Here is a 24,355-nt window from a genome sequence, read left to right as displayed (position 1 = left end):
CCTCAAGGCCGCAGGCGCGACAGCGCGGCCGATGCGAGGTCGGCGATGCGCTCGAGGAAGTCGGTGCCCATCTCGGGGTTGAAGCGCTGCGCATCGGGCGACGCCAGCACCAAGAGGCCGAAGGCCGGCGCCGAGGGCTCCGCACGCAGGGGGATCAGCGCGATCGACACCGCCGCCTTGGCATCGTCCAGCCAGGCGGTGGCTTCCAGCCCGGCGTTCAGGCCGCAGTAGGGCGTGGTCAGCGAGGTGGCGAAGGCCTTGACGTCGTCGCTGACCCATTGGGCGTAGGGCTCGTTGCCGTAGACCGCATCGCAGTCCCAGACCTTGATGGCGATCTGCGGCACCATGAAGAGGGACTGCAGCTCACCGGCCATCTGCAGCGGCAGGCCGCGCGGATCGCGCGCGGTGAGCAGGCCACGCGTCCAGCGCTGCAGCCGGTCGGCGGTCACCACGTTCTCGGTGCCATGGCGCACCATGTCCATCACGCGGTGCTCCAGGGCCTTGATCTTCTCGCGCAGCATCTCGGCCTGGCGTTCCTGCAGGCTCACCGCGCGGTTGCCGTGCGGGCTGGTCAGCTGAACCTGGGCAAGCAGCTGCGCATGGCGCTCGAAGAAGTCGGGCGTGTTCGCCAGGTAGTCGGCGATGTCGTCCTCGGTGATCGGGTTCATGGCGGCGTTGTTGTTGTGCGTGAAATTCATAGTTCGTCCGGAATGTCGATCTCGCCTTCGAAGACGGTGATGGCGGGGCCGGTCATGCGCACGGGCTGGTCCACCCCGTGCCATTCGATGGTGAGGATGCCGCCGCGCGTCTCGACGTCGACGCGGGCATCAAGATGGCCCAGGCGGATGCCCGCCACCACCGCGGCGCAGGCGCCGGTGCCGCAGGCCAGCGTCTCGCCGGCGCCGCGCTCGTACACGCGCAGGCGCACATGCGTGCGGTCGACGATCTGCAGGAAGCCGGCATTGACCCGCTGCGGAAAGCGCGGGTGGTGTTCGATCAGCGGGCCCTGCTCGGCCACCGGTGCGGTCTCGATGTCATCGACGATCTGCACCGCGTGCGGATTGCCCATCGACAGGATCGCAAAAGGCACGATCGCGCCTTCCGCACGGGTCGAGAGCGCGAGGTGCCAGGTCTGCCAGCCGCCATCGGGCTGTGGATCGAGGCCGGCGGCATCGAAGGGCACGCGCGCCGGCTCGAAGATGGGCGCGCCCATGTCGACCGTGACGCGACCGTCGTCGCCCATGCGCGGCTCGATCACGCCCGACAGCGTCTGCACGCGCACGACGTCTTTGGTGGTCAGCCCGTGCTCGCGCACGAAGCGCAGGAAGCAGCGCGCGCCGTTGCCGCACTGCTCCACCTCGCCGCCGTCGGCGTTGTGGATCACATACTGGAAGTCGATGCCCGCGGCTGGTGACGGCCGCACGGACAGGATCTGGTCGGCACCGACGCCGAAATGACGGTCGGCCAGGAACTGGTACTGCGCGGCCGACAGGCCCAGCGGCGCACCGGTCTCGTCGAGCACGACGAAGTCGTTGCCGGCACCCTGCATCTTGGTAAAGCGAATTCGCATCGGCGGATTATCGGTCGCGCGCCGCCCCCATGGGCGGGTCGGGGCGGCGCGTCGGACAACGCCGATGCTCTTTCATCCGAATGCCCGACTCGCGCGCTCGCCCTCCCACCCTAGAGTGGTGTCGCCGCCCGACGACTGGGCGGCGTACAACGAGGGCATCGATTTGGCAGATTGGCTACCGTGGTTTCCGGCTTGGGCATGGATCGCCATGGCCCTGGGCGTGCTGTTCGTCGCGGTGCTCGTGCTGCGCCTGCGTCAACCGCGTGAAACGCCGGTGGTCGCGCTGGTGCGCCGTCGGCGGGAGTTGATGTCGCAGCTGCAGCAACTCGCGGGCGAAGAAACGGCCGAGCTGATGCGCCACGAATCGCGGCGCTTGCGCAGCGGCACCAACACCATCGAGGTGCTGGAAGCCGCGTTGGACCGCGCCGAACGCATGACGGCGAGCGGCGAACTCGGCCCCCACAAGAAAAGCAAGGCCTGACCCGCTGGCTCAATGACCGAGCCGTGCGGCCAGGAAGTCCAGGAAGCACGCGATGCGCGCCGCCAACTGCGTGTTGCGGTAGTACACCGCGTTGAGCGGCTGCCGCACGTCCACCGTGTCCTTGGCCAGCAGTTGCACCAGATCGCCGCGCGTGCGGTCGCCGGCGGTCATGAAGTCCGACAGGCAGACGATGCCCGCGCCCTGCAGCGCCAGCTGACGTAACGTCTCGCCGCTCGACGCCGTGAGGTCCGGCGCGATCTGCCATTCGTCGCCGTGCGCCCCGCGCAGCGGCCAGCGGTTGAGCGACTCCGGTTGCGTGAAGCCAAGCAGCGTGTGCCTGGCCAGGGCCGCCACGGTTTTCGGCCGGCCCTGCGCAGCCAGGTAGGCCGGGCTCGCCAGCACGCGGATGCGGCTGGTGCCCAGCGGGCGCGCGTGCAAGGTGGAATCGCGCAGCGCGCCGATGCGGATCGCGATGTCGGTGCGCCGCTCCAGCAGGTCGATGTTGAGCTCGTCGGTGTCGAGCTCCAGCGTGATCTGCGGGTAGGCGCGGCGGAATTCCGGCACCAGCGGCACGACGGCGTGCAGCATAAAGGGCGTCGCCGCGTTCACGCGCAACCGGCCGGCGGGCTTCTGGCGGCGCGCGGCCATCAGTTCCTCGGCCTCGTCGATCGACGCGAGGATGGCGCGTGCATGGGCCAGGAAGGCCGCGCCCTCTTCCGTGAGCGCGATGCGGCGCGTCGTGCGGCGCAGCAGCGTGGTGTCGAGCTTCTTCTCGAGCCGACCCAGCGCACGGCTCACGCCCGACACCGTCTGGCCCAGCTGCTCGGCGGCCGCCGTGATCGAGCCGGCACCGGCCACGGCGGTGAACGCCTGCAGTTCTTCGAGGGTGGTCTTCATGGAAGGCGGATTCTGGCGCAGCCGCCACCAGGAGACCTCAAGGTTCGGCGTGGAGCGGCAGCCGCCAGATGTCGTAGCGCTCCTCACCCGCCTTCACCGCGCCGGCGAAATGCTGATTGAGCGCGCTGGCCGTGAAGAACAGGTCGCCGCCCGGGCCGATGGCCGCCGTGTCGGGCCAATACACGCGCTCGTCCTGCGCCAGCAGGGTCATGGCCTGATCACGCGGCGTGTAGCGCACGATGCCGTTGCGCGTCACGTCGGTGATGTAGAGCGAGCCCGTCGCATCGGTCACGATGCCGTCGGTGTTGCCGCCGACCATGCCCAGGTCGCGGATGGCAGCGGCCAGCCGGGCGTCGTCGTTGCGCCGATCGCGCAGCAGCGCGGTAGGCAGGCTGCGCAGGCGCGTGCCGGTCGTCACCGTCCAGTACAGCGTGCCGGCGTCGGGCGACAGCGCCACGCCGTTGATGCCCAGCAGCAGCGGATTGCCCGGCCAGACCTCGCCGCCATGCGACATGGTCTTCACACCTGGCTCCACCTGCAGCGCCGCATGCCGGTCGAGCACCCGCCGCGCCGTGCCCGACGCGAAGTCCGCGACGATCAGGCCCACCTGGTTGGCCGGGGCGCTGCGCAAGCCGCTGTCGGCGATGTAGGCCACGCGGCGTGTCTCGTCGACGGCCACGTCGTTGAGGAAGCTGCCCTTCCGGTCGGCCACGCCGTCGAGCGCGATGCGCTTCACGGTGCGGCCCGAGGCCAGGTCGATCACCAGCAGCTTCTGTGCGCCGGGCGGCGATTCGGCTTCGCCGGCGACGAAGCCCAGGTCGAGCGCCCAGAGCCAGCCGTTCTTGCGGTCCACGTGAAAACCCAGCACGTTGCGCAGATGTTCCGCCGGCGCCGCATCGGTGGCGTTGGCCGCAGTCGAGGGAAAAGCCGTGAGCCGTGCCGGCCCGGTGCGCGCCGCGGTGTCGAGCCGGCTCAGCGTGGCGGGTGCGGCGGTCGACACCAGCCGGGGCGTGCTGACGTAGGCCGTGCCGCGCGCGTCGAAGTGCAAGCCGGCGATGGGTGCGCCGACCGAGTGGGCGAAGGGCTTCGGATCGGTGCCGTCGGCCGCGGGGGCGCTCCAGCTGACGCCGGTGTAACTGCGCCAGCGCTCGAGGCCGGTGTCGGCCCAGGCGAGGGCCGGCGTGGCCAGGATCAGCACGGCGGCGAGGCGTCGGGAAAGGGCGTGTCGTCGGGTCATGGTCGCGTCGCGTGAAGGGTGGGGGGCGCTCACAGAATCGAGCGGAAGGTCCCGCCTTCGACACGCACCGCTGCGCCGTTGGAGGCCGCACCCAGCGGGCTGGCGAGCAACGCCACCATCGCGGCGACTTCCTCCGGTTCGATCATTCGGGCGATCAGCGAACTGGGCCGGTAGGTGGCGAAGAAGTTCGCCTCGATCTCCGCGTCGCTCATGCCAGGGCGCGGCGCCGTCTGCCGCAGGTAAGCGACGATGCCGTCCGAACGGGTGGCCGAGGGCAGCACGCTGTTGACCGTGACGCCAGTGCCCTGGGTGAGCTCGGCCATGCCGCGCGAGACGGCCAACTGCGCCGACTTGCTGACGCCGTAATGCACCATGTCCGGCGGCGTGAAGGCGCCGACCTCGCTCGACATGAAGATCACGCGGCCCCAATTGCGCTGCAGCATGCGCGGGAAGTAGTGGCGCGACAGGCGCACACCCGACATCACGTTGACGTCGAGCATGCGCAGCCAGTCCTCGTCGCTGATCTCGGCGAAGGGCTTGGCCTCGTAGAAGCCGAGGTTGTTGACCAGGATGTCGACGTGCGGCTGCGCCTGGGCCAGCGCGGCGACGCCGACGGCGGTGCCGACGTCGGCCGTGATCAGCGTCAGTTCGGCGCGTGGAACCGCCGCCATGATGGCATCGCGCGCCGCCGCGAGCTTGTCGCCGCTGCGGCCGACGAGGGTGACGGCCACGCCTTCGCGTGCCAGCGTGCGTGCGATGGCCAGGCCGATGCCGGCGGTGGCGCCGGTGACGAGGGCGGTCTTGCCTGTGAGTTGCAGATCCATGGAATGTCCGTTGAGGCGTGGTGAATCGAGGAGCGAAGTTAGGGCCGCAAGCCCCGCGGATAAATGGGCCGCTCGTGCAGGGACAATCCACGCCAAGGAAAGAATCACGCGATGGATCGACTGAGCACCCTGCGACTTTTCACCCGCCTCGCGCAGCTGCAGAGCTTTTCCGCCACGGCCGCAGAGCTGGAGATTTCGGCGTCGGCCGCGAGCAAGGCGATCGCCGAACTGGAGCAGTCGCTGGGCGCGAAGCTGCTCCACCGGACCACGCGCCGCGTGTCGCTGACGGAGGTCGGCGCGGGCTATGCCGCACGCGCCGCCGCGGTGCTGCGCGCGATGGAAGACGCGGATGCCGAGGCCGCCGGCGCGGCCGGTGCGGCCTCCGGCCGGTTGCGGCTGAACGCGCCGATGGCACTGGGTCTGGCCGACCTGGGCGAGGCGCTGGCGGCCTTCGCCGCGGCGCACCCGCGGGTCGAGCTGGACGTCGAATTCGGCGACCGGCATGTCGACCTGTTGCAGGAAGGCTTCGACCTGGGCCTGCGCGCAACGACCGACCCGAAGGACTCCAGCTACACCGCCCAACGCATCGCCGAATTCGCCTTGCACGTCTGTGCCTCGCCGGGCTACATCGCCCGGCACGGCCGCCCCGGCTCACCCAATGAACTGGGCGCCCATGCCTGCTTCTCCTATGCCTATGCTACCGCCGGGGCGCGATGGCCGCTGCATCACGCCGGGCAGACGCACGTGTCCGTCACGCCCGCCATGCGCGCCAACAGCACGCCCTTTCTCAAGCGGCTGGTGCTGGCCGACCTGGGCATCGCGGTGCTGCCCGATTTCGTCGCCCAGCCGGAGTTCGGTGCCGGCGCGCTGGTGGAGCTGTTCCCGGAGACAAAACGGCCGCCGCTGCGGCTCTACGCGGTCTATCCGGATCGCCGGCTGGCGCCGCGCAAGGTGGTCGCGTGCGTCCAGTTCCTGAAGCAGTGGTTCGGCACGCGCCCACCTGACTCTTGATCTTTCATCAACAGTCTTTGGCTGAATAGCGGGTTTTTCTGCAAGGACGATCGGCCGACACTCCGTCGCAATTCTTCAACGGAGTGCTTCCATGCCCATTGCCCTTCTGGCGCTGACCCTCAGCGCCTTCGCCATCGGCACGACCGAGTTCGTGATCGTCGGCCTGCTGCCCACCGTGGCGGCCGACCTCGGCATCGGTCTGCCTTCGGCCGGCCTGCTGGTCAGCCTGTATGCGCTCGGTGTCGCCGTCGGCGCGCCGGTGCTCACCGCGCTGACCGGCAAGGTGCCGCGCAAGGCGCTGCTGCTCGGCCTGATGGCGCTCTTCACCGCCGGCAACCTGCTGGCCTGGCAGGCGCCCAGCTACGAAACGCTGGTGGCGGCGCGCATCCTCACCGGCCTGGCGCACGGTGTGTTCTTCTCGATCGGCTCGACCATCGCCACCGGCCTGGTGCCCAGGGAGAAGGCGGCGAGCGCCATCGCGATCATGTTCACCGGGCTCACGGTGGCGCTGGTCACGGGCGTGCCGCTGGGCACCTTCATCGGCCAGCACTTCGGCTGGCGCGAGACTTTCCTCGCCGTCTCGGGGCTGGGCGTGATCGCCTTCATCGGCAGCTGGATCTTCGTGCCGAACGACATCCGCCACAGCGCGCCGGCCTCGCTGGTGCAGCAGGCCAGGGTGCTGGCCGAACCGCGCCTCTTGCTGGTGTACGCCAAGACCGCCATCGGCTACGGCGGCTCGTTCATTCCCTTCACCTTCCTCGCGCCGATCCTCACCGACGTGGCGGGCTTCAGCGCCGGCGCGGTCGGCTGGGTGATGCTGGTGTACGGCGTGTCGGTGGCCGTGGGCAACATCTGGGGCGGCAAGCTGGCCGACCGGTTGGGCCCGATCCCGGCGTTGAAGATCATCTTCGCGCTGCTGGCCGCCGTGCTGCTCGTCTTCCAGTTCACCGCGCCGCACAAGTGGCTGGCGCTGGCCACCGTGCTGGCCTGGGGCGCCGTCGCCTTCGGCAACGTGCCGGGCCTGCAGGTCTACGTGGTGAAGCAGGCGGAGCGCTTCACGCCGCAGGCGGTCGACGTGGCCTCGGGCCTGAACATCGCGGCCTTCAACCTCGGCATCGCCGGCGCGGCCTGGGCCGGCGGCCTGATCGTCACGCACCTGGGGCTGATGCACACGCCGTGGATCGGCGCCCTGGTGGTGCTGGTTTCGCTGGGCATCACGCAGTGGAGTGGCGTGCTGGACCGCCGCAGCGGAATCCCGGTGCGTTCGAGCGGCCCCGTGCCAGTCGGCCATTGACGCCCGTTTTCAACCGACCCATCCTCCCATTTCATCGACAAGGAACCCCATGAACACGAACACCATTCCCGCCTTCGGCCTCGGCACCTTCCGCCTGAAGGACCAGGTCGTCATCGACTCGGTCAAGACAGGCCTCGAACTCGGCTACCGGCTTGTCGACACGGCGCAGATCTACGGCAACGAAGCCGAGGTCGGCCAGGCGATCGCCGACAGCGGCGTGCCGCGCGACGACATCTTCATCACCACCAAGATCTGGACCGCCAACTACGCCAAGGACAAGCTGCTGCCCAGCCTGAAGGAGAGCCTCTCGAAGCTGCGCACGACGCACGTCGACCTGACGCTGATCCACTGGCCCTCGCCCAAGAACGAGGTGCCCGTCGCCGAGTTCATGGGTGCACTGATGGACGCCAAGGCGCAGGGACTGACGAAGCGCATCGGCATCTCCAACTTCAACATCGCGCTGATGAAGGAGGCCATCGCAGCGGTGGGCGCGGAGAATATCGCGACGAACCAGATCGAGCTGTCGCCCTTCCTGCAGAACCGCAAGGTCGTCGATTTCGCGAAGAGCCAGGGCATCCACATCACCTCGTACATGACGCTGGCCTACGGCAAGGCGCTGAAGGATCCGGTGATCGAGGCCATCGCGACAGCGCACCGCGCGACGCCGGCGCAGGTGGTGCTGGCCTGGGCCATGCAGCTGGGCTACGCGGTGATCCCGTCGTCGACGAAGCGCGAGAACCTGGCGAGCAATCTGCTGGCGCAGCAACTCACATTGAGCGATGCCGACATGGCGCAGATCGCCACACTCGACCGCAACGAACGCCTCACCAGCCCCGAAGGCCTGGCACCGGCCTGGGACTGACCGGCACGGTCCGTCAGTAGTTGAGCTTCGGGTACCAGTCGGTGCCCCGACCGTCGGGCGTGAGATCGAGGATGGACCAGAGCGACGCGATGTCCGGCGAATCGCGCGGGTCCTGGCCGGGGTCGGCCATTTCGCCGGTCATCTCGCTGGCCCAGAACAGCCGCACCGTGTCGCCATCGCGGCGGAACACGGTGAGCGCGGGGTATTCACTGCCGTCGGGCATGAGCACGCCCAGGTCCTTCGCCCAGTCGTCGCCGACCGTCTGCACGAAATTCAGGTCGCGCCAACCACGCTCCTGCGCGAAGGCGTATTGCCGTTCGACCGGCGAGCGCCCGAGGATCTTGAGCGCCACGCGCTGCTTGATGTCGGCGGCGTTGCCGTTCACCGCGCCGAGCCAGTTGGTGCACATCGGGCAGGGCCGCTCACGCTGCGGGCCATACATCCAGAAGTAGGTGACCAGCGTGTCCTTGTCGCCGAACAGATCGCGCAGCCCGACCTCGAAGGCCTGCTCGTCCTTGAAGCGGTAGTTCTTCTCGATGACGGGGCCGGGCGGCAGCGCCTGGCGCTGCGCGACCAGACGAGTGGCATGCCGTCGAAACTCGATCTCCTCGGCGAGCAGCGCCTGGCGGGCGGCGTCGTAGGCGGCAGAGGCGCCGGGAAAAGGCGTCCTGGCATGGGCGGCCAAGTCGGCCGCGGGTCGGCGTGCATCGGACATTGGATCGTGCTCCTTGGGTCGTCTCGTCGAGCAGGTTCGGCCGTCGACGGTCTGTCAGGCGTAGGCCAAGCGAAACGCCCGGCGACAGTCCCATCCTGCATCGCCATACACCTTCCTCACAAGATCGACATTCGATCGACCGTGGGCGCATCGCAATACATTTGCGCGTTATCCTCAGGCGCTGCGGCCGCTGGGGTCGCGCTGCCCACCCCCACGATGACAACCGCTCCCCGCACCGACACGCTCTACATCCAATCGCTGGCCAAGGGCATGCGCGTGCTCGAGTGCTTCGCGGACCATCCGTCGCCGCTGAGCCTCAACGACATTGCCACCTTCTGCGACATGGACCGCAGCGCTGCGCAGCGCATGGCGTACACGCTGGTGTCCCTGGGCTACCTGGAACGCGGCGTGAACGGCCGCGGCTTCGTGCTCGGCAAGAAGATCCTGGAGCGCACCTTCGACTACCTGCGCAGCGTGCCGCTGCTGGAGCGCGCCACGCCGCTGATCGTCGACGTGCAGAAGGAATCGGGCGAACGCGTCGAGCTGAGCCTGTTCGACGACCTCACCATCATCTTCGCGCTGCGCCGCCAGACCAAGCGCCAGACCTACACCACGACGCTGATCGGCCGGCGCCTGGCGACCATCCACACGGCCAGCGGCCGTGCCGTGATGTCGCACCTGCCAGCGGAGGCGGTCGACGACATCATCGCTCGCTCGACCGCCACGCCGCTCACCTCGCGCACCGTGACCGATCCGGCCCGCATCCGCGAACTGGTGGCACAGGCCGGGGCGGACGGCTACGCGCTGGCCTCCGAAGAAAGCATGCTGGGCGAGATCAACCTGGCCAGCGCGGTGCTCGACCACGAAGGCCAACCCATCGCGGCGATCGACATCTCCGGCTCGCTCGCCGACTGGACGGTCGAAGAATTCGCCAAGCGCTTCTCGCCGATGCTGATCGGCGCGACCCGGGCGCTGAGCGGCAAGCCCGGGCTGTCCTGATCGGCGCCTGATCGGTTTACAGCAGCCGCAGCGCCGCCTTCCACACGCGCTCGCAGTACGCCATCGCGGTCGGCCGCTCGAACTGCCGCGCCGTGCGCTCGCACACCTCGGCCGACGGGTAGACCAGCTCGTCGCCGCCCATCGTCGCCTTGACCTGCGCCTGGCAGGCGCGCTCGAGGAAGTAGATGTTCACGAAGGCTTCGGGGATGGTGCGGCCCGCGGCCAGCAGGCCGTGGTTGCGCAGGATCATCGCCTTGTGGGTGCCCATGTCGGCCACCAGCCGCTCGCGCTCGGCCAGGTCGAGCGCGATGCCTTCGTAGTCGTGGTAGCCCAGCCGGTCGTAGAAGCGCAGCGCATGCTGCGTGATGGGCAGCAGCCCCTTCTTGCGGCAGGCCACCGCCATGCCGTCGGCCGTGTGCGTGTGGATCACGCAGCTGAGGTCATGCCGGGCCATGTGGATGGCCGAGTGGATCGTGAAGCCGGCCGCGTTCACGCGGTTGGCGTCGGCGTCGCCGGGGTCGACCGGGTTGCCGTCGGTGTCGATCTTCACCAGGTCTTCGGGCCGCATCTCGTGGAACAGCACGCCGTAGCGGTTGATGAGGAAGTGGTGTTCCGGCCCCGGCACGCGCGCGCTGATGTGCGTGTCGATCAGGTCGGTCATCTTGAAGTGCGCGATCAGGCGGTAGAGCGCGGCGAGGTCGTGGCGCACCTGCGCCTCGGTGGGCTCGGCCGGAGCGGCGCTGGCGTCGGCAGCATGAGAAAGCGGAAGGTCGGCAAGGTTCATGGCGGGCTCGCGATGGGTTGGGAAGGAAAGGCGTCGTGCATGTCGGGCTGCGCGCGGATGAGCCGTGCCACGGCCAGGCCGTCGGGCTCGCCCAGCGCCTCGAGCGCCGCCACGACGCCGCGCCGGTCTTCGACCGACTTGTCCTGGTTCAGCTTCATCTTCCCCGACAGCGTCGTGATCGGGATCTCCAGCACGCCGATGACCTTCAGGCGCGATCCGGTATGCGACATCGGGATCGCTTCGAAATTCCACGCACCGCCCAGCGGCGTGTCGTAGCGCGCGACGGTGCGGCGCAGCGTGCGCATCACTGCCGCTTCCGACTCGTCGAGCACCGGCTTGCCGCGCGCGTGGATGAGCGTGTAGTTCCAGGTCGGAAAGGTCATCTGGTTCTCGTACCAGCTCGGCGAGACGAAGGCGTGCGGCCCCTGGAAGATCACCAGCACCTCGTTGGCCTCGCGCAGGTCGGCGTAGACCGGGTTGTGGCGCGCGAGGTGCGTGACCAGCGTGCCCTGCGGCCCCCGGTCGGCATCGAACAGGAAGGGCAGCGGCGTCGACTGGAGGCCGCTGCGGCCGTGGGTGACCAGCGTGGCGAAGCTCCACGCGTGCATGCCGGCATGCAGTGCGGCGATGTCGGATTCGGCGTAGGCCGGTTGTTGGTACATGGCGGATCCCCGGGCCTCAGGCGGCCGACTTCTCGCGCAGCCAGCGCGCGGTGTCCTCGAAGGCCTCCACCGCCAGGTCGGAGATCGACACCGCCTCGAGAAAGCTGTGGGCCGCGCCGGGGTAGACCTTCTTCCGCACGTCGTTGCCGGCCTCGCGCATCAGGCGGTCGAGCTCGATCATGTCGTCGTGTACCGGGTCGCACTCGGCCACCACCATCCAGGTCGGCGGTAGGCCGCGCAGGTCGGCGCGCAGGATGTCGATGCGCGGGTCGGTGAAGTCGGCGCCGCTGGTGAAGTGCATGGCGCGGAACCACACCATGCTCATCAGCGACAGGCCGTAGTCACCGCCACCGTACTGGATGACCGAGTTGCGGCACAGGTTGCTGCTCATGCTGCCGTAGTTCAGCACGATGCCCTTGAGCAGCGCTTCGCCGCGGTCGCGCATCTCCAGGCTCGCACCCATCGAGAAGATGGCGCCGGCCGAATCGCCGCCGACGAAGAGCTGCGACGTGTCGACGGCCAGCAGTTCGCCGTGGGCGGACACCCAGCGCAGCACGTCGGCGCACTCCTGCATCGGCCGCGGGAACTTGGCCTCGGGTGCGCGGGTGTAGTGCACGCCGATGACGACGATGCCGGCGCGCTGCGCATATTCGCGCATCACGCGGTCGTGCGTGTCCAGGCTGCCCAGCACGAAGCCGCCGCCATGCAGGTAGACGAAGACGCCGGGCAGCGCACGCACCTGCGGGTAGTGCGCGCGGATCAGCACCTCGCCGTGGCGCGTGGGCACCGTGTGCTCGACGCTATTGGCCATCACCGGGCCGCCCTCGACCCAGCGGCGGCGCACCGTCTCGGCGATGTCGCGCGCCTCGGCGATCGACACCGTTTCGCGCCGGCCGAAGCGGCTGGCGTCGGCGTCCATGGCGCGGACGAACTGCTCGACCTGCGGGTCCAGCTTAGAGCGGGTCGGGATGGGAACGGAAATGGCGGGGTCTGCGGAACGCATGGGGTCTCCAGGGAAGAATCGGTACGAGGGAAGCATCAGTAGCCGCGGCCCATGTCGACTACGTTGGCGAGCGGCTCGCCGGCGACCAGCCGGCGCACGTTGTGCGCGACCTGCTCGGCCACCACGGCCGACGACGCCATGGTCGCCATGTGGGGCGTGACGACCACGCCGGGCGCGCGCCACAGCGGGTCATCGGCCGGCAGCGGCTCCTGCGCGAACACGTCGAGCACGGCGCCGCGCAGCTGGCCGCTGTCGAGCGCGCCCAGCAGGTCGTTCGCGACCAGGTGTTCGCCGCGGCCGCAGTTCACGATGGCGGCGCCGCGCGGCAGCCTGTCGAAGGTGCGCCGACCGAGGATGCCGCGCGTGGCGTCGGTCAGCGGCAGCACGCAGATCAGCACATCGGTCTCGGCGAGGAAGGCATCGAACGCCTCCGGCCCGGTGAACATCGCCATGCCGTCGATGGCATGCGCGCTGCGCGACCAGCCGTTGACCGTGTAGCCCAGCGCGACGAGTTGCCGCACGATGGCACCGCCGAGCTTGCCCAGGCCCATCACGCCGACGCGGCACTGCAAGGCCGGCGTCTGCACCGGCCGCTTCCACACCGCCCTGCGCTGGTTGGCAAAGGCGACGTCGAGGCTGCGGTGGAAGTACAGCACCGACCACAGCACGTACTGCACCATGCCTTCGGCCAGCTGGGGGTCGACCACGCGGCACACCGGCAGGCCCCGCAGGTCCTGCCCCGCGACCACGTTGTCGACGCCGGCCGCGATGCTGTGCACCAGCTGCAGCTTCGGCATCTCGGTGTACACGCCGGGCGGCGCGTTCCAGCACATCGCGACCTCGGCTTCGCGGAAGGCCGGGTCGGGCCAGACCACGACCTCGAGCTCGGGCGCGGCGGCCTGCAGCAGCGGGCCGAAGTACGCCAGGTTGGCCGACTGGCTGATGAGGGCGACGCGCGTCATGCCGCGGCCTCCAGTGCCTCGGCGTGGGCCTTCTTGCCGGGAATGGCGGCGAGCAGCTCACGGGTGTAGCCGGCCATCGGTTGCTCGAACACCGCGCGTGCGGAGCCCAGCTCGACCACCACACCCTGCTGCATCACCGCGATGCGGTGGCACAGCCGTGCCGCGACGCGCAGGTCGTGCGTGATGAAGATGATGCTCAGCCCGAGGCGTTCGCGGATCTCCTCGAGCAGGTCGAGGATCTGCGCCTGCACCGACACGTCGAGGGCAGACACCGCCTCGTCGGCGATGAGCACCTCGGGTTCCATCATCAGCGCGCGGGCGATCGACAGGCGCTGCCGCTGGCCGCCGGAGAACTCGTGCGGAAAACGATCCAGCGCGCTCGCGTCCAGCTGCACCAGCGCCAGCATGCGCAGCATGCGTGCCTGCACGGCTTCGCGCGACTCGCCGTAGTTCATCGGCCCTTCGGCCAGCGAACCGCCGATCTTCATGCGCGGATTGAAGGAGCGGTACGGGTCCTGGAAGATCATCTGCACGCGCTTGCAGTGGGCACGCCATTGCGAGCGATTGAGGTGCGTCACGTCGATGCCGTCGAGCAGGATCTGGCCCGAGGTCGGTGCCGCCATGTGCGCCAGGCAGCGGCCCAGCGTGGTCTTGCCGGAGCCCGACTCGCCGACGATGCCCAGCGTTTCGCCGCGCGCCAGCGACAGCGTCACGCCGCCCAGCGCATTCACCACGCGGCGGCGCGAGGCGAAGAAGCTGGCCGTCTCGTAGCGCACGCGCAGGTCCTTGACCGACAGCACGGTGTCGGTCGTGCCGTCCTGCGGCCGGGCGCCGAAGTCGCCGCGCGGCACCGCTGCCAGCAGCTTCTTCGTGTAGGGCTGCTGCGGGTTGCGCAGCACCTCGGCGGCGCTGCCGCTCTCGACGATGCGCCCGTGCTGCATGACGATCACGCGGTCGGCGATCTCGGCCACCACGTCGAAGTCGTGCGTGATGAAGAGCACCCCGTTGTCGTGCTTGTCGCGCAGCTCGTTCAGCAGGCGCAGCACCTGCGCCTGCGAGGTGACGTCAAGCGCGGTGGTGGGCTCGTCCGCGATGATCAGCGCCGGCTTCATCGCCAGCGCCATCGCGATCATCACGCGCTGCCGCTGCCCGCCGGAGAGCTGGTGCGGGAAGGCACTGCGCAGCGTCTCGGGCGACGGCAGCTTCACGTCGACCAGCAGCGCCAGCACGCGCTCGGCCACCTGCGCCGCGTTGAGCGAGGGCTGATGGAACTCGAAGACCTCGGCGATCTGGTCGCCCACGCGCATCAGCGGGTTCAGCGCGGTCATCGGCTCCTGGAAGATCATCGCCATGCGGTCGCCGCGCAAGGCGCGCAGCTGGCCGCGCGTGCTGTGCGTGATGTCCCGGCCCTCGAGCAGGATCTGCCCGCTCTCCAGCGTGAGCACGCCGGGGGGCAGCAGGCCCATGACGGCACCGGCCGTGACCGACTTGCCCGAGCCGGATTCGCCGACGATGCAGACGATCTCCTTCGGTGCGACGGTCAGGCTGATGTCCTGCGCGGCGTAGGTGCGGTCGCTGGTGCCCGGCAGGCGCACGTGGAGGTGGCGGACTTCGAGGATGGGGGTGGTAGAAGTGGTCATCTCAGTTCCTGCCCTTGCGCGCCAGGCGCGGGTCGAGCCGGTCGCGCAGCGCGTCGCCGAACATGTTGATGGCCAGGATCAAGAGTGCCAGGAAAGTGCCGGGGAAAAGGATGATCCACGGCGCGCGCTGGAAGTACGGCCGCCCCTCGGCAATGATGCTGCCCAGGCTCGGCACCTCGGGCGGAAAGCCCAGGCCGAGAAAGCCCAGCACGGCTTCGGTGAGGATGGCCGCGGCGCAGACGAAGGTCGCCTGCACCACCAGCGGGTTGATGGTGCTTGGCAGGATGTGCCACACCAGCACGCGCAGCGTCGACGACCCCATGCCGAACGACGCTTCGACATACGGCTCCTCGCGCACCGACAGCACCACACTGCGCACCAGACGCGCGATGCGCGGCACCTCGGGGATGGCGATGGCCAGCACCATGGTCGAGATCTGCGCGCCGCCGAGCGCCACCATCGCGATGGCCAGCAGCAGGCCGGGGATGGCCATGATGCCGTCCATCAGCCGCATGATCGGCGCGTCGAGCCGGCGGAAGAAGCCAGCCACGAGGCCGAAGAGCAGGCCGACGATCACCGAGCTCACGCTCACCAGCACGGCCAGCGTGATCGACAGGCGACCGCCGTAGATGATGCGCGCGAACAGGTCGCGCCCGAGCGAATCGGTGCCCAGCCAGTGCGCGGCCGACACACCCTTGAGGCGGTCGCGCGGCGACAAGATGGCCGGGTCGTTCGCGGTGAGCAGCGGCGCGAACACCGACACGGCGATGAGCAGCAGCAGGAGAAGCAGCGACCACAGCATCACGCGGTCGTGCAACACCACGCGGGCGGCGGCACGCAGACGCGAGCGGGGTGGCGGAGAGAGGGCAACGGTCATGGTCATGACATTTCAGTAGCGAATGCGCGGATCGAGCAGCACGTAAATCAGGTCGATCGCCAGGTTCACGAACACGTAGATGAACGAGAAGAAAAGAATCGTCCCCTGCACCACCGGGTAGTCGCGCGCCAGCACCGCGTCGACGATCAGGCTGCCGACGCCGGGGATGTTGAAGATGGTCTCGGTCACGACCACGCCGCTGATGAGCGTGGTGATGGCCACGCCGACCACGGTGACGATCGGCGCTGCCGCATTGCGCAGCGCATGGCGGAACAGCACGTAGCGCTCGGGGGCGCCCTTGGCGCGCGCGGTGCGCACGAAGTCCTCGCCCAGCACGTCGAGCATGCTGGCGCGCGTGATGCGCGTGATGAGCGCAACGAACACGGTCGCCAGCGTCAGGCTCGGCAGCACCAGCTGGTACAGGAAGCGCCCCACGCCGTCGGCCAGCGGCGCGTAGCCCTGCACCGGAAACCAGTTGAGCGTGACCGAGAACAGCAGGATGAGCACGTAGCCGACCACGAAGGCCGGCACCGAGAAGGCCAGCACCGTCAGCGCCATCGTCAGGCGGTCGAAGGTGCGTCGGTGCCACCAGGCCGACAGCACGCCCAGCGGGATGGCGATCAGCACGGTGAGCAGCAGCGACGTGAGCGCGAGCGCGGCGGTCGGGCCGATGCGCGCGGCGATCAGCGAGGCCACCGGCTGCTTCGACACGATCGACGTGCCGAGGTCACCCTTGACCAGCGAACCCATCGCGATGCCGTATTGCACGGGCAGCGGTCGGTCGAGCCCGAGGTTGGTGCGGATCTGCGCGATGGTCTCTTCGCTCGCCATGTCGCCCGCAATGACGCGCGCCGGGTCGCCAGGGGCCATGCGTAGCAGCAGGAACACCACGGTGGCCACGATGAGCACCACCGGGATGGCCGCCACCAGCCGTTTGAGGACGAGGCTCAGCACGGGGCTCTCCTTGTCGAGAAGGCTTCGCGCGTCACTTGCTCGACCAGAACAGCGGCAGCTGCGCGTCGACCAGCTTGCCGATCTTCGGCGTGTAGGCCTTGTATTCGATGACTTCACCGAGCGGCACGTACATCACCTCCTCGTACGAACGCTTCTGGATCGCCTTGGCGATGTCGGCCCGCTTGGCCGGCTCGGTCTCGGTGGCGAACTGGTCGCGCAGGGCTTCCATCGTGTCGTCCTTGGTCCAGCCGGCGTAGCCGATCTCGCCGCGGCCGTCGAGGTTGGGGTTGGCCACCGGGTTGATCAGGTCGACCGTCGCCAAACTCGACTGGAAGATGCTCCAGCCGCCCTTGTCGACCGGGTCCTTCTTGGTGCGGCGGGCCAGCAGCGTGGTGAAGTCCATCGCCTGCATGTCGACGTTCATGCCGATGCTGCGCAGCGCCTGCGCCGTGATGGGTGCGATGTTGACCAGGCTGCGCACGTCGGTGGAATGCAGCACCACGACCTTCTCGCCCTTGTAGCCGCTGTCCTTGAGCATCTGCCTGGCCTTGGCCAGGTCGGGCTTGTGGACCTGCGGGGCGCCGTCGTCCGTCTTGTAGGGCGAGCCGCAGCTGAGCACCGCGCCGCAGACGCGGTAGCGCTTGGGGTCGCCGATGGAGGCGTCGAGGTAATCGAGCTGATACAGCGCGGCCATGGCGGCGCGGCGCACCTTCACATTGTCGAACGGCGGCTGCAGCCAGTTCATGCGCAGCGTGTACATGTTGGTCTCGCGGCTCTTGGGCTCGGCCTTGACGTTCTTCGCGCCGACGAGCTGTTCGAGCAGGTCGGGCGCGACGTTCTCGATGAAGTCGATCTCGCCGTTGCGCAGCGCATTGACCGCGGTCTGGCCGTCGGCGATGTTCACGACTTCGAGGCGGTCGATGGTCACGACCTTGCCGCCGGAGAAGTTGGCGGCCGGCTCCTTGCGCGGCACGTAGTCGGCGAACTTCAGGTACGTCGCCTTCACGCCCGGCTGGAAATCGCCCTGCACGAACTTGTACGGTCCGGAGCCGACCATCTCGGTGATCGCCTCGTTGGGCGAGGTTGATGCCAGGCGCTTGGGCATGATGAAGGGCACCGGCGAGCCGGGCTTGGCGAGCGAGTCGAGCACCAGGCCGTAGGGTTTCTTCAGCTGCAGCGTGAAGGTCGAGGCATCGACCGCGCTCATCTTCTCCGTCGTGGCCAGGAGGCGGGTTCCCAGCCCGTCGCGCGCCGCCCATCGCGTGATCGACGCGATGACGTCGTCCGACGTGACGGGCGAGCCGTCATGGAACTTCAGGCCGTTGCGCAGCTTGAAGGTGTAGGTCAGCTTGTCGGCCGAGAGCTTGTAGCTGTCGACCATCTGCGGCTGCGGCTTGCCTTCGTTGTCGAGCGAGAACAGCGTGTCGAACACCAAGTAGCCGTGGTTGCGCGTCACGTAGGCGTTGGTGAAGATGGGGTCGAGCACACGCAGCGGCGCATGCATCACGACCTTGACCGAGGTCTGGGCCTGCGCGGCGGTGGGCAGCGCGGGCAGGACCAGGGCCGCGCACAGGGCAGCAGCGAGGAGCAGGTTCTTCTTCATACGATTCCTTCGGGGAGGGGTGGGATGAAAGGGACAGGGAGGCGTCAAGCGGTCAGGCGAAGGCCGGACGGCGATGCGCCCACGGCGCGGCCTGTTCGAGCTGCGCCGACAGCGCCAGCACCAGGTCTTCGCGGCCGAAGCGGCCGATGAGCTGGGTGCCGATCGGCACGCCGGCGTCGGTCCAGTTCATCGGCAGCGTCGCAGCCGGCTGGCCCGAGGCATTGATGACGGCCAGGAAGGTCGCATAGCGCGACACCTTTTTGCGGAAGTCCCAGAAGCCGCCCCTGAGCGCGAGTTCGCCGAGCGGCATCGGCAGCTGCGTGAGCGTGGTGCTGACGACCAGGTCGCAGTCGCGCATCGCATGGTCGAAGGCGCGGCCGATGGCGTGCAGCCGCTGGATCGACTCGACGTACTGCGCGGCCGTGAGGCCCTGCCCCACCGCATAGCCGTCGCGGATGACTTCCTCGATGTCGTCGTCGCCGAGCGGCCGGCCGCGCAGCTTCACGCGGTTGTCGACCGCCACCACGATGTTCGACGCCAGCATGGTGCCGTGCGCGCGGATGAAGCCGTCGTAGTCGATGTCGGGCAGCGGCACCTCGACGATCTCGTGGCCCATGTCGCGGCACAGCGCGACCGTGCGGTCGACCGCGGTCAGGCATTCGGGCGCGATGGGGATGTCGTTCCACGCGTGGCGCCACACGCCGATGCGCAACGGCTTCGTCGGTGCGCGCGTGACCAGTTCGAGGTAGCTGCCTTCCTTCGGCGGCGCGCCGTAGGGGGCGCCGGGTTCGTAGCCGCTGATGGCGTCCATCGCGGCGGCGGTGTCGCGCACGGTGCGGCTCAACACGCCGTCGACCGCCATGCCGCCCCAGCCTTCGCCGCGGAACGGGCCCATCGGCACGCGGCCGCGCGAGGGCTTCAGGCCGTACACGCCGCAACTGGCGGCCGGCAGGCGGATCGAGCCGCCCCCATCGCTGCCGTGCGCGATCGGCACGATGCCCGCGGCGATCGCCACCGCCGCACCGCCGCTGGAGCCGCCGACCGAGCGGCTGCGGTCCCACGGATTGAGCGTCGGGCCGCCGTTGCGCACGGCCTCGGTCGACGGGCCCATGCACAGCTCCGACACGGTGCTGCGCGCGAAGGCCAGCAGGCCGGCCGCTTCGAAGCGCTCGGTCAGCGTGGCATTGACCGTGTAGGTGGTGTCGTCGAGCAGGCGCGAGCCGATGCTCGACGGGAAGCGCGTCGACGCCAGGCCCGAATCCTTCAGAAGGAACGGGATGCCGCCGAACACGCCGCGCTGCCGCCAGCCGTGCGCGAGGTCGATCGAGGCGTCGAAGCGCTCGTAGGTCAGCGCATTGAGGTCGGCGCGCTGGCGCGCGACGTCGATCGCGCAGCGCATGAGCGCCTCGGGGGTGGTCCTGCCTTGCGCCAACAGCTCAGCCATGGCCAGGCCGTCCAGCGACTCGTACGCTTGTGGATCCAGTGTCTTCATTCCTTCGTTTCCTGTCGATGTTCAATGTATTGCATTGCGATTCTTAAATATCGTATTTAGATAATGTTCGCCGATTCGGTGCAGCGGGGCAATCCCGGTGCGCCCCGTACTAACCCTGCTGTCCAAACGCCTTCAAAACGTGCAAGATGCCTTTTATGTATCACTTTGCGATACTTAAAGATTGCTAATCAATCTACATAAGCAAACTCCGTGCGCGCTTTTTCGCGGGCCACTACTTTTCACGTTTCCAGGATTTCCACCGTGACCTCTTCACCCCGCGTTCCCGGCGCCGCCTTCCTCCATGCGCCCGGCCCCACCCACCTGCCGAAACCGGTGCTCGACGCGATGAGCACGCAGCCCATGGAATTGGGTGACCCGGCGCTGGATTCGCTGATCGCGCGCTGCGAAAGCGGGCTGAAGCAGGTCTTCGGCACGGCGCACGACGTGTTCATGTATGCGGCGAACGGCCACGGCGCCTGGGAAGCGGCCATCACGAACATCGCGGCGCCGGGCGCCTGCGTGCTGATGGCGGGCAGCGGGCCGTTCGCCGAGACCTGGGCGCTGCACGCCGAGGCGCTGGGCGTGCGCGTGCGGCGCACGCCGTGGGTCGAAGGCCACCCGGCGAGCGCGCAGGCGGTGGAAGAAGCGCTGCGCGCCGATGAAGCGCGTGAAATCGTCGCGCTGTTCGCCGTGCACACCGACACGGCCAGCGGCGTGACCGGCGACCTCGCTGCCTTCCGCGCGGCACTCGACGCGGCCGGCCACCCGGCGCTGTTCGTGGTCGACGTGGTGGCCTCGCTCGGCGCAGCGCCTTTCGCGATGGACGCGCTGGGCGTCGACGTGGCCATCGGCGCGTCGCAGAAGGCGCTGATGATGCCGCCCGGCCTGTCCTTCGTCGCGGTGAACGACAAGGCGATGCAGGTCGCGCGTGCCAACACGCTGCCGCGCTACTACTGGGACTGGCAGCGCCGACAGAGCGAGCTGAACTACCGCAAGTTCGCGGGCACACCGCCGCAGGCGATGCTGTTCGGGCTCGAGGCCGCGCTCGCGCTGGTGGCGCACGAAGGCTTCGACGCCGTGATCGCGCGGCACCGCCTGCTGGCCGACGCGGTGCATGCGGCGGTCGAAGGTTGGAGCGAAGGCGGCGCCCTGTCCTTCCACGTGCAGGTGCCCGCCGCGCGGTCGGTGTCTGTCACCACCATCGCGGTCGCGGAAGGCATCGACCCCGAAGCGCTGCGCCGCGTGGCGCGCGAGCGCTTCCACGTCGGCATCGCCGGCGGGCTCGGCGCATTGGCCGGGCGCCTCTTCCGCATCGGCCACCTGGGCGACCTCAACGCACCGATGGTGCTCGGCTGCCTCGCGGGCGTCGAAGCCGCGATGACGGTGCAGGGCATTCCCTTCGGCCCCGGCGTGGCGCGCGCGGTGCGCGTGCTGGCCGCAGGCAGCGCGTCATGAGCGGGCCGCTCGAGGGCATTCGCGTCATCGACCTCACCTCGGTCGCAATGGGGCCGTATGCCACGCAGATCATGGGCGACATGGGCGCCGACGTGGTCAAGATCGAGTCGCGCGACGGCGACGTCTTCCGCCATGCCGGGCCGGCGCGCCACGCGGGCATGGGCGCGCCCTTCCTCAACTTCAACCGCAACAAGCGCAGCGTGGTGCTCGACCTCAAGTCGCCCGACGACGCGGCGAGCCTGCGCGCGCTGGTGAAAGACGCCGATGTGTTCGTGTCGAACGTGCGGCCCAAGTCGATGGCACGCCTGGGCCTGGACGACGCCGCGCTGCGCGCGCTCAACCCGCGGCTCGTCTACTGCGGCGCCTACGGCTTCTCGGAACAGGGCCGCTACGCGGGCCGGCCGGCCTTCGACGACATCATCCAGGCGATGAGCGGCATCGCCGCCATCCAGGCCAACGCCACGACCGGCGAGCCGGCCTACGTCAACACCATCATCGCGGACAAGACCGCCGGCCTGACCATCGCCTGGGCAGTGGCGATGGCGCTGTACGAACGCGAGCGCTCGGGCCTCGGCCAGGCCATCGAGGTGCCGATGTTCGAGACGCTGGTGGGCTTCGGGATGATGGAACACCTGGCCGGCCGCACCTTCGACCCGCCCGAAGGCCCGATGGGCTACGAGCGCCTGCTCTCCAGCGCGCGCCGCCCCTACCGCACGCAGGACGGCTTCATCGCGCTACTGCCCTACACCACGGCGCAATGGCAGCGCTTCTTCCGCCTGGCCGGCCGGCCGGAGGTGGCGGAAGACCCGCGCTACATGGAGCCCGCGCAACGCAGCCGTAACATCCACACGCTCTACGGCATGCTCGCCGACCTGGTCGCCGAGCGCAGCACCGCGCAGTGGCTCGCGCTGCTGGCCGAGGCCGACATCCCGCATTCGGAAGTGCTGTCGATGGACGCCGTGATGGCCGACCCGCACCTGCACGAGGCCGGCATGGTGCAGTCGCATCAGCACCCGACCGAGGGCGCGCTCACCGGGCTGGGCATCGCCACCCGCTTCTCGCGCACGCCGGGCAGCATCCGCCGGCTGGCGCCCACGCTGGGTCAGGACGCGATGGCCGACATCGCGGCCGAGTGGTCGGTGTCCGTTGGGTGCTGACATATTTCAGTTGAAGCAAAGGCTTGCGCGCGCGCAATGCCCCTGCAACAGCGGCTTGCGACAGTGGAGGCTCTGCACCGGGGCACTCCCGCACCGATGCGGTCCCCGACGCCAACACGCCGCATTTAACCCCAGGAGTCTCCATGACCGACCTCGCCGCCGCCAAGAAGCATCGCCTCGCACCGCTGACCACGCCCACGCCCCTGGGCACGGACGCTACCCGCGACATCTCCGCGGAACTCAACGCCCTGCTGGCCGACACCTTCGCGCTGTACTTCAAGACCAAGAACTTCCACTGGCACATGTCGGGCCCGTCGTTCCGCGACTACCACCTGCTGCTCGACGAGCAGTCCGACCAGATCTTCGCCACGGTCGACCCGATCGCCGAGCGCGTGCGCAAGCTGGGCGGCACCACGCTGCGTTCCAGCGGCCACGCCGTGCGCCTGCAGCGCCTGAGCGACAACGACGCCGACTTCGTGACGCCGGCGGACATGCTGGCCGAGCTGAGCCAGGACAACCAGCGCGTCGCCGCCTTCATGCGCGAGACGCACGCCCTGTGCGACCGCTACGGCGACGTGGCGACCGCCAGCCTGCTGGAGGTGTGGATCGACGAAGCCGAGCGCCGCACCTGGTTCCTGTTCGAAGCCGGCCGCCAGAGCTGAGCGTTGCGAGCGGATCCGCCGCTCAGGCGATGCGCCCGAACCAGAGCATCGACAGGACGGCGGCCGTGATCGCCACCAGCGCCGAGACCAGCGCGAAAAGTCCGCTGATCTCGGTCTCGCGCGTGAGCACCTGCACGCGCGACCCCAGGTTCTCGTAGACGCTGCGCAGAGCCTCGGCGGTGCCGGCGTGGTGGTAGTCGCCGCCGGTCATCCGCGCAACTTCGCGCAGCGTGGGCTCGTCGAGCTTCATGTAGATGGCCATGCCGTCGGGCGCGGCGACATCGCCTTCGACGGTGCCCAGCCCGATCACGTGGACGCGGACACCACGGTCGGCCGCCATCTTCGCGGCGGCCAGCGTGTCGACCCCCGTCGTGCGGCGGCCGTCGCTCAGGAGGATGATCGCCGCCGAGTTGTACGAACCCGGCGCCACCGGCGTGAAGGGCCGGGGCGGTGGCTTGGCCTTGTCGTCCAGGCTGCGCGCCCGCCGGTTGCCGTTGCTGCCAACGGTGCCCATGTCGGCAAGCTCGATGCCCTGCTCCGGGAACAGCTCCGCCAGGCTCAGCACGAGGGCGTTGCCCACCGCCGTGCCCATCTGCATCTGGAAGCCGTCGATCGCCGTGACCAGCGCCTCGCGGTCGAGCGTCGCGCGCTGCGCGACCTGGCTGCTGCCGGCGAAGGTGACGAGCCCGACCTCGATGGTCTTGGGAACCTCCTGCAGGAACAGCTTCGCCGCGTCCTGCGCCGCCACCAGGCGGGTCGGCTTGATGTCGCTCACGCGCATGCTGAGCGACACGTCGATGGCCAGCATGACCGTGGTGCGCGCCCAGGGCAGCGGCACACGCGCCACCGGCCGCGCCGCCGCCACCAGCAGGCCCGCGCAGGCCAGGAGCAGCAGGGCCGGCGGCAGGTGCCGCCGCCATTGCCGCCCGGCCACCGCCGCCTGCACCACGCCCAGGCTGCTGTAGCGCAGGGCCGCCTTGTGCCGGCGCCGCAGCAGCCACAGGTAGGCGGCGGGCATCAGCGCCAGCAGCAGCAAGAACCAGAGGTACCCAGGCCAGAGGAAGAACATGGCGGCGCGTGTCGGTGAACCTGCAGGGCGCCGGCAGCGGTGAACTGCGTCGACGGCCGTGCGCAAGCGTTTTCTCGCGGTGCAGCAATCGTGCCTGGGAAGGATTCATTGCGCAACCGGCCGGTGCGGCCGACCGTGGCGACAC

General features: G+C 69.1%; 24 protein-coding genes. 8 read left to right on the top strand and 16 right to left on the bottom strand.

Going from position 1 to position 24,355, the window contains the following annotated elements; all coding sequences use genetic code 11:
• Positions 1-2: 2 nt before the first annotated feature.
• On the bottom strand, positions 3-698 hold the full coding sequence (locus QTH86_RS21750; protein ID WP_286648235.1) for a DUF484 family protein: 696 nt from the start codon (positions 696-698) through the stop codon (positions 3-5).
• Complete coding sequence (dapF, locus tag QTH86_RS21745) at positions 695-1,570, bottom strand: diaminopimelate epimerase (protein WP_286648234.1); 876 nt, start codon at positions 1,568-1,570, stop codon at positions 695-697. Before dapF ends, QTH86_RS21750 begins: the two co-directional genes overlap by 4 nt.
• A gap of 118 nt (positions 1,571-1,688) precedes the next feature.
• On the opposite strand from dapF, the gene QTH86_RS21740 reads away from it, so the two are divergent.
• Positions 1,689-2,051, top strand: coding sequence for a hypothetical protein (locus QTH86_RS21740; protein ID WP_286648233.1), 363 nt, complete (start codon positions 1,689-1,691; stop codon positions 2,049-2,051).
• A 9-nt stretch (positions 2,052-2,060) separates the two neighbouring features.
• On the opposite strand, the gene QTH86_RS21735 is transcribed toward QTH86_RS21740, so the two are convergent.
• Genes QTH86_RS21735 through QTH86_RS21725 form a run of 3 tightly spaced genes read right to left on the bottom strand, consistent with a single transcriptional unit; the run spans position 2,061 to position 5,009 of the window.
• Complete coding sequence (locus QTH86_RS21735) at positions 2,061-2,948, bottom strand: LysR substrate-binding domain-containing protein (RefSeq protein WP_286648232.1); 888 nt, start codon at positions 2,946-2,948, stop codon at positions 2,061-2,063.
• A 37-nt stretch (positions 2,949-2,985) separates the two neighbouring features.
• A complete protein-coding gene (locus QTH86_RS21730) occupies positions 2,986-4,185 on the bottom strand; it encodes an L-dopachrome tautomerase-related protein (protein WP_286648231.1) in 1,200 nt (399 codons plus the stop codon).
• 29 nt (positions 4,186-4,214) lie between these two features.
• Complete coding sequence (locus tag QTH86_RS21725) at positions 4,215-5,009, bottom strand: SDR family NAD(P)-dependent oxidoreductase (RefSeq protein ID WP_286648230.1); 795 nt, start codon at positions 5,007-5,009, stop codon at positions 4,215-4,217.
• Between the two features lie 111 nt (positions 5,010-5,120).
• On the opposite strand from QTH86_RS21725, the gene QTH86_RS21720 reads away from it, so the two are divergent.
• From QTH86_RS21720 to dkgB, 3 genes are all read left to right on the top strand, one after another.
• The gene (locus tag QTH86_RS21720; RefSeq protein WP_286648229.1) at positions 5,121-6,020 is read left to right on the top strand and encodes a LysR family transcriptional regulator; all 900 of its coding nucleotides are present in this window, start codon (positions 5,121-5,123) and stop codon (positions 6,018-6,020) included.
• 91 nt (positions 6,021-6,111) lie between these two features.
• Positions 6,112-7,314: an MFS transporter gene (locus tag QTH86_RS21715; RefSeq protein ID WP_286648228.1), complete on the top strand. Its 1,203-nt coding sequence runs from the start codon at positions 6,112-6,114 to the stop codon at positions 7,312-7,314.
• Positions 7,315-7,363: 49 nt separating this feature from the next.
• A complete protein-coding gene (gene dkgB / locus QTH86_RS21710; RefSeq protein WP_286648227.1) occupies positions 7,364-8,176 on the top strand; it encodes a 2,5-didehydrogluconate reductase DkgB in 813 nt (270 codons plus the stop codon).
• A gap of 13 nt (positions 8,177-8,189) precedes the next feature.
• Here dkgB and QTH86_RS21705 read toward each other — a convergent pair whose 3' ends face one another.
• Positions 8,190-8,891, bottom strand: coding sequence for a DUF899 family protein (locus QTH86_RS21705; protein ID WP_286648226.1), 702 nt, complete (start codon positions 8,889-8,891; stop codon positions 8,190-8,192).
• A 216-nt stretch (positions 8,892-9,107) separates the two neighbouring features.
• Here QTH86_RS21705 and QTH86_RS21700 point away from each other — a divergent pair, with 216 nt between their 5' ends.
• A complete protein-coding gene (locus QTH86_RS21700; RefSeq protein ID WP_286648225.1) occupies positions 9,108-9,890 on the top strand; it encodes an IclR family transcriptional regulator in 783 nt (260 codons plus the stop codon).
• Between the two features lie 16 nt (positions 9,891-9,906).
• Here QTH86_RS21700 and QTH86_RS21695 read toward each other — a convergent pair whose 3' ends face one another.
• Genes QTH86_RS21695 through QTH86_RS21655 form a run of 9 tightly spaced genes read right to left on the bottom strand, consistent with a single transcriptional unit; the run spans position 9,907 to position 19,867 of the window.
• Entirely contained in the window at positions 9,907-10,674 is a 768-nt protein-coding gene (locus QTH86_RS21695; protein WP_286648224.1) for a class II aldolase/adducin family protein, read from the bottom strand.
• A complete protein-coding gene (locus tag QTH86_RS21690; RefSeq protein WP_286648223.1) occupies positions 10,671-11,336 on the bottom strand; it encodes an FMN-binding negative transcriptional regulator in 666 nt (221 codons plus the stop codon). Before QTH86_RS21690 ends, QTH86_RS21695 begins: the two co-directional genes overlap by 4 nt.
• A 16-nt stretch (positions 11,337-11,352) precedes the next feature.
• On the bottom strand, positions 11,353-12,339 hold the full coding sequence (locus QTH86_RS21685) for an alpha/beta hydrolase fold domain-containing protein (protein WP_286648222.1): 987 nt from the start codon (positions 12,337-12,339) through the stop codon (positions 11,353-11,355).
• 35 nt (positions 12,340-12,374) lie between these two features.
• Positions 12,375-13,301, bottom strand: a complete 927-nt coding sequence (locus tag QTH86_RS21680) for a 2-hydroxyacid dehydrogenase (protein WP_286648221.1) — start codon at positions 13,299-13,301, stop codon at positions 12,375-12,377.
• Entirely contained in the window at positions 13,298-14,941 is a 1,644-nt protein-coding gene (locus QTH86_RS21675) for an ABC transporter ATP-binding protein (protein WP_286648220.1), read from the bottom strand. Before QTH86_RS21675 ends, QTH86_RS21680 begins: the two co-directional genes overlap by 4 nt.
• A 1-nt stretch (position 14,942) precedes the next feature.
• Complete coding sequence (locus QTH86_RS21670) at positions 14,943-15,824, bottom strand: ABC transporter permease (protein WP_286648219.1); 882 nt, start codon at positions 15,822-15,824, stop codon at positions 14,943-14,945.
• A 6-nt stretch (positions 15,825-15,830) separates the two neighbouring features.
• Positions 15,831-16,772, bottom strand: a complete 942-nt coding sequence (locus tag QTH86_RS21665) for an ABC transporter permease (RefSeq protein WP_286648218.1) — start codon at positions 16,770-16,772, stop codon at positions 15,831-15,833.
• A 31-nt stretch (positions 16,773-16,803) separates the two neighbouring features.
• Positions 16,804-18,375: an ABC transporter substrate-binding protein gene (locus tag QTH86_RS21660; protein ID WP_286648217.1), complete on the bottom strand. Its 1,572-nt coding sequence runs from the start codon at positions 18,373-18,375 to the stop codon at positions 16,804-16,806.
• A 52-nt stretch (positions 18,376-18,427) separates the two neighbouring features.
• Positions 18,428-19,867 carry an amidase gene (locus QTH86_RS21655; RefSeq protein WP_286648216.1) on the bottom strand — a complete coding sequence of 480 codons (1,440 nt, stop codon included), beginning with the start codon at positions 19,865-19,867 and terminating at the stop codon, positions 18,428-18,430.
• Positions 19,868-20,128: 261 nt separating this feature from the next.
• Here QTH86_RS21655 and QTH86_RS21650 point away from each other — a divergent pair, with 261 nt between their 5' ends.
• The 3 genes from QTH86_RS21650 to QTH86_RS21640 all read left to right on the top strand — a co-directional run bounded on the left by QTH86_RS21650 (position 20,129) and on the right by QTH86_RS21640 (position 23,141).
• Entirely contained in the window at positions 20,129-21,322 is a 1,194-nt protein-coding gene (locus QTH86_RS21650) for a pyridoxal-phosphate-dependent aminotransferase family protein (protein ID WP_286648215.1), read from the top strand.
• Positions 21,319-22,479, top strand: a complete 1,161-nt coding sequence (locus tag QTH86_RS21645) for a CaiB/BaiF CoA transferase family protein (RefSeq protein WP_286648214.1) — start codon at positions 21,319-21,321, stop codon at positions 22,477-22,479. Before QTH86_RS21650 ends, QTH86_RS21645 begins: the two co-directional genes overlap by 4 nt.
• A 143-nt stretch (positions 22,480-22,622) precedes the next feature.
• Positions 22,623-23,141, top strand: a complete 519-nt coding sequence (locus QTH86_RS21640; RefSeq protein ID WP_286648213.1) for a Dps family protein — start codon at positions 22,623-22,625, stop codon at positions 23,139-23,141.
• 22 nt (positions 23,142-23,163) lie between these two features.
• On the opposite strand, the gene QTH86_RS21635 is transcribed toward QTH86_RS21640, so the two are convergent.
• Positions 23,164-24,210: a VWA domain-containing protein gene (locus tag QTH86_RS21635; RefSeq protein WP_286648212.1), complete on the bottom strand. Its 1,047-nt coding sequence runs from the start codon at positions 24,208-24,210 to the stop codon at positions 23,164-23,166.
• Between the last annotated feature and the right edge of the window lie 145 nt (positions 24,211-24,355).

The organism is Variovorax sp. J2L1-78 (assembly GCF_030317205.1).
Classification (GTDB): Bacteria; Pseudomonadota; Gammaproteobacteria; order Burkholderiales; family Burkholderiaceae_C; genus Variovorax; species Variovorax arabinosiphilus.
Note: the sequence above shows the minus strand (reverse complement) of the source record. Positions and strands in the feature narration are given on the sequence as shown.